The sequence below is a fragment of the Salibacterium qingdaonense genome, from assembly GCF_900114715.1.
GTDB classification, from domain to species: domain Bacteria; phylum Bacillota; class Bacilli; order Bacillales; family Marinococcaceae; genus Salibacterium; species Salibacterium qingdaonense.
On record NZ_FOTY01000004.1, the window covers coordinates 235,695 to 249,817 of the forward strand.

Below are 14,123 nucleotides of genomic sequence, written 5' to 3' on the forward strand. Positions count from 1 at the left end.
GCTTATACGAGGTATCTGCAATCATGTTATCACAACGTGCATGGAAATGCAAGACAGCCCGGTGCTTAGAGCCCCTAGAAAAGGGAGAGCTGATTGGACTCCGGTAGTCCATCCAGACAACCATGCAGGTCAAGATGTTCAATGACGGTTTTTGTTGCCCGGCTTCGCTGCTGCAAATCCTCTTTCGACAGAAATTCTCCATCCTCCCGTGCTTTCACTATGTTTCGGGCAGCATTTGTGCCGACACCGTCAAGGGAATCAAAAGGCGGAATAAGACTGTCTCCATCCACGACGAACTCACTTGCTTTGGAGCGGTACAGATCTACCTTCTGGAAGGAGTATCCGCGTTCACACATTTCAAGTGCCAGTTCCAGCACAGTGACAAGACTTTTCTCCTTGGGCGGAGCTTCCATTCCTTTGGCCTGGATTTCTTCGATTCTTGCACGGATCGAGGCGCCGCCCTTCACCATCGTTGGTATTTCAAAATCATCAGCCCGTACGGTGAAGTAGGCAGCATAAAATAAAATCGGATGGTGAACTTTGAAATAAGCGATTCGGACTGCCATCAATACGTACGCAGCCGCGTGGGCTTTTGGGAACATGTACTTGATTTTCAGACACGACTCAATATACCAGTCCGGCACGCCGTTTTTCTTCATTTCTTCCACCCAGTCATCCTGGAGACCTCTTCCTTTGCGGACGTACTCCATGATTTTAAAGGCAAGGGAATGCTCGACCCCTTTGTAGATCAAATAGACCATGATATCATCACGGCACCCGATAACGTCTTTCAGTTCACACGTACCGCTTCGTATTAATTCGTCGGCATTGCCAAGCCACACGTCAGCCCCGTGGGAAAGACCGGAAATCTGTACCAGCTCGGAAAATGTAGATGGGTTTGTTTCCTCAAGCATCTGCCGCACAAAACGGGTGCCGAATTCGGGGATGCCGTACGTTCCTGATTGACACTTAATCTGTTCCGGTGTCACGCCAAGCACTTCCGGACCACTGAAAATCTTCATAACTTCTTCATCATCGACTGGGATCGTGTTCGGATCAATACCGCTCAAATCCTGCAGCATACGGATGACCGTTGGATCATCGTGGCCCAGAATATCGAGTTTCAGCAGATTATCATGGATGGAATGAAAGTCATAATGCGTCGTTTTCCATTCCGAATCTTTGTCATCGGCGGGAAACTGAATCGGGCTGAAATCGTGGATATCGTATTCATCCGGCACAACGATAATGCCTCCCGGGTGCTGTCCGGTCGTTCGTTTCACCCCGGTACATCCGGAAACGAGACGGTCAATTTCTGCTCCCCGGTAATGAGCCTCCATATCCTGCTGGTACCCTTTAACAAAGCCGTACGCCGTTTTATCGGCGACGGTGCCGATCGTTCCCGCGCGGTAAACACGATCTTCACCAAACAGCTCTTTCGTATAATTATGGGCAACCGGCTGATAATCCCCCGAGAAGTTCAAATCAATATCAGGAACTTTATCCCCTTTAAATCCAAGGAACGTTTCAAATGGGATGTCATGCCCGTCTTTTGTGTACACTTCGCCGCATGCCGCGCATTTTTTTTCCGGCAGGTCAAAGCCGGAACCGACCGAACCGTCATTGAAAAACTCGGAATGCCGGCAGGACGGGCATACGTAATGCGGAGGAAGTGGATTCACTTCTGTGATGTCGGTCATCGTCGCAACAAACGAAGAGCCGACCGATCCCCGGGAGCCGACGAGATAGCCATCCTCCAGTGATTTCGTTACGAGTTTCTGTGAGATGAGATAAATAACGGCAAATCCATGTCCGATAATACTTTCCAGTTCTTTTTCAAGCCGGTCTTCCACAAGCGGCGGCAGTTCTTCCCCGTAGATACGGCGGGCCTTGTTATAACACATGTCCCGTATTTCCTGGTCGGAGCCTTCGATATTCGGAGTATACAGTTCATCCGGCACAGGCTGCAGGTCTTCCACCTGTGCCGTCAGTTTTTTCGGCGTATGAACAACAAGCTCGGCCGCTTCTTCTTCACCCAAAAAGGAAAAACTGTCCAGCATTTCCTGTGTCGTTTTAAACCAGACATCAGGGAGAGTCTGCTTGTTGAGAGGATTCGCTCCTCCCTGGGAAGCGATCAGGATTTTCCGGTAAATATGCTCTTCCGGTTCAATGTAATGGGCATTGCCGGTAGCTGCGACCGGCTTATCGAGTTCTCTGCCGAGTTGAACGATTTTTTTGATGATATCATGTACCGCATCTTCACTTTTTACAAGCTCTTTTTCCACAAGATGAGCGTAATTGGAAGGCGGCTGTACTTCAAGATAATCGTAGAAGGCCGCTGCATTTCTTGCATCCTCCCACGATTTTTGCATCATCGTTTCAAACACTTCGCCTTTGTCACACGCCGAACCGACGAAAAGACCCTCACGGTGCTGCTGAAGTTTGGAACGCGGAATCCGGGGTGTACGGTAAAAATAGTTGACGTGGGAAAGGGAAACAAGCTTGTAAAGATTTTTAAGCCCTTCCTGGGTTCGTGCAATCAATGTACAGTGTGAAGGCCGGAGACGATGAAAATCCCCCTGACCCATATTCCGGTTCAGGTCACGGTGCAGCGCCAGCTCCTCCTGAAGCGCATCTTTTATCATTTTCCAGAGCAGATAGCCGGTCGCTTCCGCATCATAAATAGCACGGTGATGACTCACAAGTTCAATGTCAAAGGTTTTACACAACGTATTCAAACGGTGGTTTTTTAAATGGGGATACAGATAACGGCCGAGTTCCAGCGTATCAATAACCGGGTTCTGCGCTTTTTCCAATCCTGCCTTTTTGTACCCTTCATTCAAAAAACCCATGTCAAATGAGGCGTTGTGTGCAACCAGTACCGCATCAGCACTGAAGGCGTGGAAGTCTCGGAGAACATCTTCCACTTCAGGCTGCCCTTCCAGCATATCATCGGTGATGCCGGTTAGATCCGTGATGGTCGCAGTAAGTTTTTCATGAGGGTTGGCAAACGATTCGAACCGGTCGATGATTTCGCCGTCCTTCACTTTCACGGCAGCCAGTTCAATAATGGTGTCATAAACGACGGATAATCCTGTCGTCTCGACGTCAAAGACGACATACGTGTCATCGGCAAGTGCTCGGTCGGATTCGTTGTAAGCAATCGGCACCCCGTCATCCACTAGATTGGCTTCCATGCCGTAAAGTACTTTCACTCCGTGTTTCTTTCCGGCGTCATAAGCTTCAGGAAACGACTGAACAACGGCGTGATCGGTGATGGCCACTGCTTCATGTCCCCACTCCGCAGCTTTTTCCACGTACTGGGTGGCGGTTGTCACTGCATCCATCTGACTCATCACGGTGTGGGCATGCAGTTCCACTCTTTTTTCCTCCGCGTCATCCCGGCGTTTTGAAGGATCTATTTCTACAACATCGTTGGCGATCATGACCAAGTCGCGGACAAACGTGTCATTCTGTACACCCCCGCGCGCTTTCAGCCACATCCCTTTCTTTACGGCCTCAAGCTGGGGAACATCTTCTTTGTCGCGCGAAAACATCTTAATGAGAATGGAATCGGTGTAATCGGTTATTTTGAAAGTAAGCAGCGTGCGGCCGCTCCGAAGTTCGCGGGTCTCCGCTTCAAATACATACCCCTGCACCGTCACGCGGCGTTCTTCTTCCTCAATCGTTTCAAGCGGGGCGGGATCGTCTTTGACAGGATAACCGATCTGCAGTTTCCGTCCGCTTTGTTCCTGTGCGGTCTGCTGTTCCTGTTTCTTTTTTTCCATCATCGCTTCGACAACTTTGGACTGGTCTTCCTGCCTCTTTTTTTCTTCAAAACGAGCTGCTTCTTCCTCCGAATACTCCACCTTGGTCGTGATCCGGCACGGTGCAAAACCAAGAGACTGCAGAACTTCATTCAGGGGTTCCTGCAGTTTTCTTTCAAACATGGTTCCTTCCGCCTCGTTTTTTGAGGGAATCACAAGGCTCCCATTTTCCACAATGGGCACTCCCCCGTTCAGCCGCTGACGCAGATAGGGAGCAATCCCGTCAAGACGATCGATAATGGAAGGCCAGTACTCCGGAAGAACATCCATCGAAAGAGGACCGGATTCATACGTGATGGAAAACTGAACAGAAGCGATGTGGCGGAAGGCCTGCGTAATACGTTCCTGTATTCCGGCAAAGACAGTATAGGGAAGATGGCTGTTTAATTGCAGCTGGAAGTGCCACGTCTGATCTTCTTTGTTGATTGTCAGCTTTTGAATACTGCCATCCTGAAGATAGGCCTTTACCTGCTCTTTTGGCATGCCTATCTGTTCCATCAAAAGCTGGAATCGTTCTTTTCTAATTTGCTGTTCTTCTTCCGTCATCAAAACCCTCCTTCCAATGTAGAGATTACCCTCAGCTGAATAATGAAGAAAGGTACGCTGCCAGATTCTCGACGTGGACTTCTTCCATCTCACCTGTCCTTCTCTCTTTCACTTCCACGATGCCCTCATCCGCTTTTTTCCCACACGTAATACGTACAGGCAGACCAATGAGATCACCATCTTTAAATTTCACGCCGGCTCTTTCTTTACGATCATCAAAGAGCACGTCATATCCATGCTGCCGCAGATTTTCATATAACGTTTCGCCGAGATTCAACTGGTCTTCCTGTTTCGAATTCAAGACGAGCAGGTGCAGATCAAATGGCGCGACACTGCGCGGCCAAATCAATCCATCCTCATCGTGATGCTGTTCAATAATCGCTGCCAGCGTACGGCTTACTCCGATTCCGTAACAACCCATTAAGAGCGGGCGGGAGCTGCCGTTTTCATCAAGGTAATAGGCACCAAGCGCCTCACTGTATTTTGTTCCGAGTTTAAAGACATGTCCGACTTCGATGCCTTTGGCGAATTGAATGGTTCCCTCGCCGTCCGGAGCGGGGTCCCCTTCTTTCACAAAGCGGAAATCTCCGTACTGATCGATGTTCATATCGCGCTCAGGATGAACGTGCAGCAGGTGGGTATCTATTTTGTTCGCCCCGCACACTCCCGAGGAAATGCTTTTGACCGCATAATCAGCCATCACCTTCACGTTTTCAGGAATGCCCGCAGGTCCGATAAACCCGGGTTCTGTATCGAACAGATTCCGGATTTCCTCTTCCTCTGCCAGTCTCGTTGTCCCGGCGTCCAATGCATTCCCGATTTTCACATCATTTAACTCGTGATCACCGCGGCATATAAACAGTACAGGTTCATCGTCAACAATAAACAGAACCGACTTGATGAGCTGATCAAGCGGCAGGAAAAGTTGAGCGGACACATCATCCATAGAACGTGCATCCGGGGTATGTACACTTTTCGCTTCTTCTTCCGGCACAGCGCTTTCGGCAAATGTATCCGGGAGATCCGCGATTTCAAGATTGGCAGCGTAATCCGAAGCATCCGAGTAAGCAATGGTGTCTTCTCCTACGTCGGAAAGAACCATAAATTCGTGCGTGCCGCCTTTTCCTCCGATGGCGCCGGCATCTGCTTTCACAGCCCGGAAATCAAGACCGCAGCGCCGGAATATGTTGGAATAGGCTTCATACATGGCATCATAACTCTGCGCCAGGCTCTCTGTATCCGGATTAAACGAATAAGCATCTTTCATAATAAACTCTCTCGACCGGAGCACCCCGAAACGCGGCCGGCGTTCATCGCGGTATTTCGTCTGAATCTGGTATAGATTTACCGGCAGTTTCTTATAACTGTTCAATTCATCACGTACAAGACTCGTAATCACTTCTTCATGCGTCGGTCCGAGAACAAACTGACGGTCATTACGATCATTCAGACGCATAAGCTCCGGACCGTAGTCATCAAGACGTCCCGATTCCTCCCACAGCTCGGAAGGCTGCACGGCAGGCATCAGAATCTCCTGGGCACCGCTGTTATTCATTTCCTCGCGTATTATTTTCTCGACGTGATTCAGTACTCGCTTCCCAAGCGGGAGATAGGAATAAATGCCGGAAGCTGTCTGCCGGATCAGTCCTGCTCTCAGCATCAGCTGATGACTGGGAATATCCGCACCCTGCGGTACATCCCGCAGGGTCGGGCTGAAAAGAAATTGCTGCCTCATAACAAAGACCTTCTTTCATCTATGATTTACAAATAACATTTCTTTCTGTATTTGACGTTACAGAAAGAAATTGTTGATATCATTCCAGGTGACAACCAGTATAAGCAGAAACAACAGCGCAAACCCGAAAAAGTGAATCATTCCCTCTTTCTGCGGATCCACCGGCTTGCCGCGTACTGCTTCATATCCAATGAACAACAGTCTTCCGCCATCCAGAGCCGGAAGCGGGAGGAGGTTGACAATGCCGAGGTTCACGCTCAGCATAGCCGCAAACTGAATAAGAACGACCATCCCCATGGACGCTGCTTCGCCTGTGTAGTTATAGATACCGACAGGACCTGAAACAAAGTCAAGGGAGAAATCCCCCGTGAAAATCATGCTGAGCGTATCAACAATTACCGTCGTCACCTGAATGACCTGATCTCCGCCGTACTGTACGGCGCCTAATACAGCGTGGTCGACCGGAGCACGTACGCCGACCATTCCGACTTCCTCTCCTGAGGCTTCAATCGTACGCGAGTAAGTTTCCACCGAGGCCGACAACTGCTCCCCGCCGCGGGTGAATTCAAAATTGATTTCCTCATCAGGGTGCTCCTGGATGACGGAGGTCATTTCCTGCCAGGTATCCACCGGTTCACCCGCTATAGAGGTGATTTCATCTCCTTGCTGCATACCGGCTTCTTTCGCGGGACTGTCATCAGTCAGTTCGCCAAACGCTGCATTATCCTGCGGCACTCCATTGATCATGCCGAGAAGAACAAATACGACAAACGCAAGAATAAAATTCATAAAAGGTCCGGCGAAAATAGCCAGGGCTTTGCGCAGTGGTGATTTGGAGCGGAACTGTCTGTTCAGCGGCGCAATCTGTTCCGGCTGTTCATCTACAATCAAATCACATTTTTCGTCAACGTGAAACGTCTGCAGCCCTTCTTCTTCATCGGCATAGGCTTCGATAAACAGACGCTCTTCCAGGTCAATCCGTTCCACAGAGACAACCTTTGCTTCAGGATGCTTCGATTTATTATTCACAATAATCTGCTGGACTCTGCCATCTCCCTGGAAAACAAGACCTATCTCATAACCTGGTTTAATCTGGATCTCTTCCGGATCTTCTCCTGCCATACGGACAAAACCGCCGAGCGGAAGAAGACGTACGGTATATACAGTTTCATTCCGCTTCGTGGTAAAGATTTTCGGGCCGAACCCAATCGCGAATTCGCGGCACAAAATTCCTGCTTTCTTGGCAACATAAAGATGGCCCCATTCATGGACAGCGACCAGAACCCCGAACATAATGACGACAGCTATAAAAGTATCCAAGTTTTTCCCACCTTCACTTTATTCGAGAGCGCACGTACGCCCTTGTCTCTTCATCTGTTTCCAGTATGGCCGCAAGGTCCGGATTTTCCGTCTTTTCATGACGCCCGAGCGCCTCTTCTATTCTGTCTTCAATCGATAGAAACGTTATATCTCCCTGCAGAAATGCGGCGACGGCTTCTTCATTGGCAGCGTTTAATACCGCGGGCATTGTGCCGCCCTGACGGCCGGCGTCGTAGGCAAACTGGAGACACCGGTAACGCTCGAAGTCCGGTTTTGAAAAATGCAGCGCTCCTGTTTCCCATAAGTTTAACCTTTTTGTATCGTCTAATTCAAGCCTTTCGGGATGGGAAAGAGCGTATTGAATCGGCACTCTCATATCCGGCGATCCGAGCTGGGCAATGACACTTTTATCCCGGTATTCGACGAGGGAATGAATAATGCTTTCCTTGTGAAGAACAACATCAAGCGCGTCATATGGCATCTTGAACAGCCAGTGGGCTTCAATAACTTCAAATCCCTTATTCATCATCGTTGCAGAATCTATTGTAATCTTGGCTCCCATGTTCCAGTTCGGGTGCTGGAGCGCGTCCTCTACCGTAACACCGCGGAGCTGTTCTCTTGTCTTATCCCGAAAGCTCCCCCCGGAAGCCGTCAGAATAATTCTATCGACTTCTTTCAGTGAATTTCCCTCGAGGCTCTGCTGCACCGCAGAGTGCTCACTGTCCACCGGAAGAAGCTGCACCTGATACTTTGCTGCTTTTTCTGTCACGATATGGCCTGCCGTAACCAGGGTTTCTTTATTGGCAATCCCGATATCCATGCCCGCTTCTATTGCCTGGAGCGTTGGTTCAAGACCCATACTTCCAACGACAGCGTTCATAAGAAGGTCCCCATCTCCCGGGACTGCGGCTGCAATCAGGCCCTCTTTCCCGTAACGGATGGTAGTGTTTCCATCTACTCTGGCCCGGATATACTCCGCGTCTTCTTTTCGTTCCACCGCAGCAGTAAGCGGTTGGAACTCTTCGATCTGTTCCATCAACATATTTACATTTCTGCCGGCAGCGAGAGAAAGAATCCGGAATGATTCCGGATGTTTCCGTACGATATCAAGTGTCTGCCGGCCGATCGAACCGGTGGATCCAATGAGCGCTATATTTTTCATATTTCCTCCTTGTTACGCTGAAATGAACATCAGCTTCTTGAATTATCCGAAAAACTGTAAAAAATGAAGGACAGGGAGTACAAAAATCAGACTGTCAAAACGGTCCAGAATCCCACCATGGCCCGGCAGCACCTTCCCGGAATCCTTCACCGCATAATGACGTTTCAGAGCTGATTCAACAAGGTCGCCGAGCTGTCCGGAAACAGCCGTAACAATGATAAACAGAGCAAATACATACCACGAATCAAAAACCGGAAAAAAGTGGTGAAAGACAGCTCCTATTACACCTGCTGTCACAATGCCGCCCAGAAAGCCTTCTACCGTTTTCTTGGGGCTGATTTCGGGCCACAGCTTGTACTTTCCCCACTGTTTTCCGACAAAAAAAGCACCGGTGTCCGTTGCCCAGATGATAAATAAAACGAGAAATACCAGGACGAGACCGTTTTCTTCTATATTTCTAGTTATGAGAAGATGATAGAATCCATAACCGACATAGACCGAAGACAAAATAACAAAACCGGCCTCATCAAAAGTGAACGAGTTTTTCGTAACAACCGTTAAAGCCAGCAGGAATATAATCATCATTAAAAAAAGTTCCACTTTGGGAATTCCGGAGATAAACGTCGGTTGAAGCCAGGCATCAGGCACCAGCAGAACCCACATGAAGACGTAACTGATACAGCCCATCATGGAAAATGTTTTAATGTGTTTCATCTTAAGAAGTTCATGCAGGGCGATGGAGGCAACCCCTGCAACAGCAAGGTTGAACACCCATCCTCCAAGAACGGTAATGATCAGAAAGACGAGCGCTCCTACAATCCCTGTAATCAATCGCTGCTTCATGTCAGGTCCTCCAATTAAACACCGCCATAACGGCGTTTACGCTGCTGATAACGCTGCACAGCTTCCACTAAATCAGATCCAGTAAAATCCGGCCACAAGACATCGGTAAACCAGAACTCGCTGTAAGCGAGCTGCCACAACATAAAATTGCTGAGGCGGATTTCTCCGCTTGTTCTGATTAAAAGATCAGGATCCGGAATATTTCTGGTCAACAGCCTCCCGGACAACATTTCTTCTGTTATATCCTCCGGCTGCAGAGTGCCGCTTCGTATTTCTTCACCAACGTCCTGCATCACCTCGACAAGTTCCTGGCGGCCACCGTAATTCAGTGCGAAGTTGAGTATGAGTCCGGTGTTGCCGGCTGTCTCCTGCACTGCTTTTTCAACTGCCCGGCGTGTATGCTGAGGAAGTACAGAAGGATCCCCGATCGTCTTGACCTGCACGTTGTTTTTCTGCAGCCGCGGCAGCTCTTTATGAAGAAAACGTTCCGGCAGTTTCATAAGAAATTCAACTTCTGTTTTCGGACGTTTCCAGTTTTCTGTGGAAAAAGCATACAGCGTTAAATAATCAATGCCTATTTCACCCGATTTTTCAACGATTTCAGTTATCGTTTTCAGTCCTTCCCGGTGGCCGGCTGAACGTGGCAGCCCCCTGCTCTTGGCCCACCGGCCGTTTCCATCCATGATAATGGCGATATGAGAAGGAATATTGTCCTGATCAGGAAGATGAAGATGATTTTCAGCACTTTTTTCCTTATGGGAGAAAAATTGATCCATTATCAGGACACCAGCCTTTATTAATGTTGACGTTTCTATGTATGATTGTATTCTTTATCATACACGCTGTATACCTGAAACCGCTTCAGGCATAAGACAAATGGTGAAAAAAAACCCTCTGATGGAAAGAGGGTTGTCGTCATGCTTTCATTATAACGTGGACGGCACTAAACTTCCATAATTTCCTGCTCTTTATTCTCTGCTGCCTTATCAATAGAGCCAATATGCTTGTCCGTCAATTTCTGCACTTCGTCCTGCAATTTGCGAAAGTCATCTTCGGGTATATCGCCCTGTTTTTCCTGCTTTTTGAATTCGTCGTTGACATCACGGCGGATATTGCGGACAGCAACCCGGGCCTCTTCGGCATACTTATTAACGAGCTTTTTCAGTTCTTTACGGCGCTCTTCAGTTAAGGCAGGTACGTTGATGCGGATGACATTACCGTCATTATTCGGGGAAAGACCCAAATCCGCTTTTTGAATAGCTTTATCGATGCTGCCGATTGATGATTTATCAAAAGGGGTAACGACCAGAAGCCGTCCTTCCGGAACAGAAATGGCAGCCAGCTGATTCAGCGGCGTGTCCATGCCGTAGTAATTTACCATTACTTTATCAAGCATCGATGGATTGGCCCGGCCGGCGCGAAGCGTAGCGAGCTCTTTATGGAGAGAATCCACAGACTTCTGCATTCTTTCATCGGTTTCTTTTAATTTCTCATTGGACATTATTCTTTCCCCCTGATGACAGTTCCGATATCTTCACCGAGAACCGCTTTTTTAATATTTCCTTCTTCCATAATCGAAAACACTAGCAGTGGAATATCATTGTCCATACACAGCGTGGAAGCGGTCGAGTCCATCACATTCAGGCTGCTGTTCAAAAGATCCAGATACGTGAGCTCATGATATTTTTTCGCGTTGACATCGTAGGAAGGATCGGCATCGTAAACGCCGTCCACTCTGTTCTTTGCCATTAAAATGACCTCAGCTTCGATTTCGGCTGCCCGCAGCGCTGCTGTCGTATCCGTGGAGAAATACGGATTCCCCGTTCCACCTGCAAAGATAACGACCCGCTTCTTTTCCAGGTGACGGATGGCTTTCCGGCGTATATAAGGCTCTGCCACCTGTCTCATCTCAATGGATGTCTGTACTCGTGTTTCCACTTCATTGTCTTCGAGGCTGTCCTGCAGAGCCAGGGAGTTCATGACAGTGGCAAGCATCCCCATATAGTCTGCTGTTGCCCTGTCCATTCCTTCGGCACTGCCGGCCAGTCCCCTCCATATATTACCCCCGCCTACGACGACGGCAACTTCTGCTCCCAATTCTACAATCTCTTTGATCTGGGTGGCAATGGATTGTATCACATTCGGGTCGATTCCATAGCCCTGCTCTCCTGCAAGAGCTTCCCCGCTCAGTTTTAAAATAACTCTGTTATATTGATCCACTTTATCCCCCGTTTCCTTATGTAATCGTGCAAACCAGTACTGAAAAATACCATAAAGAAGGGGCTGAGCGCTCTTTCCCACGGATGAACGCTCCACCCCTGCCATTCAGGAGAAAAGGCACACAACGCACTGCCTCTTAGTCCTCCTGTTCTGCTGTTTTATTTTTTCACCTGGGACATTACTTCCTCGGCGAAATTATCTTCTTTCTTTTCAATGCCTTCTCCGACTTCATAACGTATAAACGTCTTGACGGAAACGCCTTGATCTTTCAGGAACTGTTCCACTTTTTGTTCCGTGTCTTTTACGTATTCCTGATCAAGCAGGCAGATCTCTTCAAAATATTTGTTGAGACGTCCTTCTACCATTTTTTCTACGATATTTTCCGGCTTTCCTTCGTTCAGGGCCTGCTGCTTGAGAACGTCACGCTCCTGTTCTATTTCCTCAGAAGACACTTCGTCTCTGGAAACATACGATGGTTTCACGGCAGCAACGTGCATGGCAAGGTCCTTGGCTACCGTGTGATCAGTCGTGCCCTCAGCGAGTAAAAGCACACCGATGCTTCCTCCCATATGAAGATATTCGCCGAACACAGCATTATCGTCTTTATGAATAACCTGAAAACGACGGAGGGAGATTTTTTCGCCGATTTTTGCAATCTGATCATTGATGTAGCCTTCGAGTGTTGTTCCTTCTTCCACTTCCGACGAAAGAGCGCTCTCTACATCGGACGGTTCGTTTTCAAGAAGGAAATCAGCTGTTGACTTAACCATGTTCTGGAAATTTTCGTTCTTCGCAACAAAATCAGTTTCCGCATTGATTTCTACAATAACGGCTTTGTTTCCGCTGCTTGTTACATATGTCAATCCTTCAGCCGCAACGCGGTCTGCTTTTTTCTGTGCTTTTGAAATACCTTTTTCGCGCAGGTAGTTCACTGCCTCTTCCATGCTTCCGTCTGTTTCACTCAGGGCTTTTTTGCAATCCATCATCCCTGCACCCGTCTGTTCACGAAGTTCTTTTACCATGCCGGCTGTAATCGCCATGCGTTATTCCTCCTTTATTTCTATCAACATTGCTTTTGTATCCGGCCGCCGGTCAAGAAAAAGGGTGAAAAAAGGGCTCTCCCCTTTTATCACCCTTTGCGGCCGCCAAAAACACGTGCCGTTTAAAAACGCGTGTTTCTGAAAATCAGGAAAGGCTTTCTTCCCCACTTTGTTCTGTTTCTTTTTCTGCTTCCGGCTCCTTCTGCTCTTCAGCAGCCTGCGCCGGTTCTTCTGCAGCGCCCTGAGTCGCTTCAATGACCGCATCGGCCATCTTGGAAGTCAGCAGGCGTACCGCACGGATCGCGTCATCATTACCGGGGATTACTTTATTAATCTCATCCGGATCACAGTTGGTATCAACAATCGAGATGATCGGAATGTTTAGTTTGTGTGCTTCCGCGACCGCAATACGTTCTTTACGCGGATCAATAATGAAGAGAGCATCCGGAAGGCCGTTCATTTCCTTGATGCCTCCGATGAATTTCTCGAGACGATCCATTTCCTTACGGAGAAGCATTACTTCTTTTTTGGGAAGCACTTCAAATGTACCGTCTTCTTCCATTCTCTCGATGTCTTTCAGGCGGGCAATACGTGTTCTGATCGTCGCAAAATTGGTGAGCGTGCCGCCGAGCCAGCGCTGGTTGATATAATGCATGCCGGAACGCTTCGCTTCGTCACGCACGGAATCCTGCGCCTGTTTCTTTGTACCGACGAAAAGGATGGTACCGCCGTCTGCCGCGAGATCGCGGACATAATTGTACGCTTCTTCCACCTTTTTCACCGTCTTCTGCAGATCGATGATATAGATGCCGTTTCTTTCTGTAAAGATATAACGATTCATTTTCGGGTTCCAACGGCGTGTCTGATGACCGAAGTGCACCCCTGCTTCAAGCAGTTGTTTCATGGATATGACTGCCATGCTTAAATCCTCCTTTGGTTTTTCCTCCGCCTGCTTCGTTTCCAGACAGGACCCGGTCTGCGGGCACCTCCTTCTGAATCAGCGAGGCGTGTGTAGTAACACCGTGAATAAATATATCATACGGCTCGCAGGGAAGCAAGAATAGAACCATGATTTATTGGTAAAATTTCAGAGCTTGATTGTAAAATTAAATGCAACAGCTAAAGGCATAGTTAAAGGTATAGCTAAAGCCATCGTTATTCCGTTATGATGAAGTTGACCAAAACCCAACATAACAGGAGGAATAACGATGACCACTTCCCATGGTACCACAGAAAAGCGGTGTTTTTCTCATCTTTCGGCATTTGATCGAGGACAGATTCAAGCCCTTCGGCAAGAAGGCAAGTCCATGCAGGCCATTGCGGAGGCGATTGGCCACCATAAATCAACGATATCCCGGGAACTAAAGCGGGGAACCACAACGCAAAGAACCTCGGATTTATCCGAATATCAGGCTTACTTTCCGGCCACC

The 14,123-nt window shown here is 48.4% G+C and carries 11 protein-coding genes; 1 reads left to right on the forward strand and 10 read right to left on the reverse strand.

Translation table 11 applies throughout. From position 1 onward, the window contains the following. Positions 1 to 74: 74 nt before the first annotated feature. The 10 genes from BM058_RS05840 to rpsB all read right to left on the reverse strand — a co-directional run bounded on the left by BM058_RS05840 (position 75) and on the right by rpsB (position 13,612). Positions 75 to 4,373 carry a PolC-type DNA polymerase III gene (locus BM058_RS05840; protein WP_090926084.1) on the reverse strand — a complete coding sequence of 1,433 codons (4,299 nt, stop codon included), beginning with the start codon at positions 4,371 to 4,373 and terminating at the stop codon, positions 75 to 77. 31 nt (positions 4,374 to 4,404) lie between these two features. After that, positions 4,405 to 6,108, reverse strand: coding sequence for a proline--tRNA ligase (locus tag BM058_RS05845; protein ID WP_090926085.1), 1,704 nt, complete (start codon positions 6,106 to 6,108; stop codon positions 4,405 to 4,407). Between the two features lie 57 nt (positions 6,109 to 6,165). Then, positions 6,166 to 7,428, reverse strand: a complete 1,263-nt coding sequence (rseP, locus tag BM058_RS05850; RefSeq protein WP_090926086.1) for an RIP metalloprotease RseP — start codon at positions 7,426 to 7,428, stop codon at positions 6,166 to 6,168. 13 nt (positions 7,429 to 7,441) lie between these two features. After that, positions 7,442 to 8,590, reverse strand: coding sequence for a 1-deoxy-D-xylulose-5-phosphate reductoisomerase (locus BM058_RS05855; RefSeq protein WP_090926087.1), 1,149 nt, complete (start codon positions 8,588 to 8,590; stop codon positions 7,442 to 7,444). 42 nt (positions 8,591 to 8,632) lie between these two features. Continuing rightward, positions 8,633 to 9,433 carry a phosphatidate cytidylyltransferase gene (locus BM058_RS05860; RefSeq protein WP_090926088.1) on the reverse strand — a complete coding sequence of 267 codons (801 nt, stop codon included), beginning with the start codon at positions 9,431 to 9,433 and terminating at the stop codon, positions 8,633 to 8,635. A gap of 14 nt (positions 9,434 to 9,447) precedes the next feature. After that, positions 9,448 to 10,212, reverse strand: a complete 765-nt coding sequence (locus tag BM058_RS05865; RefSeq protein ID WP_407690162.1) for an isoprenyl transferase — start codon at positions 10,210 to 10,212, stop codon at positions 9,448 to 9,450. 164 nt (positions 10,213 to 10,376) lie between these two features. Then, positions 10,377 to 10,934: a ribosome recycling factor gene (gene frr, locus BM058_RS05870; RefSeq protein WP_090926090.1), complete on the reverse strand. Its 558-nt coding sequence runs from the start codon at positions 10,932 to 10,934 to the stop codon at positions 10,377 to 10,379. Continuing rightward, complete coding sequence (gene pyrH, locus BM058_RS05875; protein ID WP_245736858.1) at positions 10,934 to 11,653, reverse strand: UMP kinase; 720 nt, start codon at positions 11,651 to 11,653, stop codon at positions 10,934 to 10,936. Before pyrH ends, frr begins: the two co-directional genes overlap by 1 nt. 158 nt (positions 11,654 to 11,811) lie before the next feature. Then, on the reverse strand, positions 11,812 to 12,693 hold the full coding sequence (tsf, locus tag BM058_RS05880) for a translation elongation factor Ts (protein ID WP_090926092.1): 882 nt from the start codon (positions 12,691 to 12,693) through the stop codon (positions 11,812 to 11,814). 145 nt (positions 12,694 to 12,838) lie between these two features. Beyond that, positions 12,839 to 13,612: a 30S ribosomal protein S2 gene (gene rpsB / locus BM058_RS05885; RefSeq protein ID WP_090926093.1), complete on the reverse strand. Its 774-nt coding sequence runs from the start codon at positions 13,610 to 13,612 to the stop codon at positions 12,839 to 12,841. Positions 13,613 to 13,901: 289 nt separating this feature from the next. Between rpsB and BM058_RS05890 the strand changes: the two genes are divergently transcribed. Beyond that, a partial coding sequence (locus BM058_RS05890; RefSeq protein ID WP_143082982.1) for a helix-turn-helix domain-containing protein occupies positions 13,902 to 14,123 on the forward strand: 222 nt, incomplete at its 3' end.

Bases quoted from the DNA above. Each gene is read 5' to 3' on its own strand.
- BM058_RS05840 (WP_090926084.1), bottom strand. From the start codon at position 4,373: ATGACGGAAGAAGAACAGCAAATTAGAAAAGAACGATTCCAGCTTTTG.
- frr (WP_090926090.1), bottom strand. From the start codon at position 10,934: ATGTCCAATGAGAAATTAAAAGAAACCGATGAAAGAATGCAGAAGTCT.
- BM058_RS05855 (WP_090926087.1), bottom strand. From the start codon at position 8,590: ATGAAAAATATAGCGCTCATTGGATCCACCGGTTCGATCGGCCGGCAG.
- tsf (WP_090926092.1), bottom strand. From the start codon at position 12,693: ATGGCGATTACAGCCGGCATGGTAAAAGAACTTCGTGAACAGACGGGT.
- BM058_RS05860 (WP_090926088.1), bottom strand. From the start codon at position 9,433: ATGAAGCAGCGATTGATTACAGGGATTGTAGGAGCGCTCGTCTTTCTG.
- rpsB (WP_090926093.1), bottom strand. From the start codon at position 13,612: ATGGCAGTCATATCCATGAAACAACTGCTTGAAGCAGGGGTGCACTTC.
- BM058_RS05845 (WP_090926085.1), bottom strand. From the start codon at position 6,108: ATGAGGCAGCAATTTCTTTTCAGCCCGACCCTGCGGGATGTACCGCAG.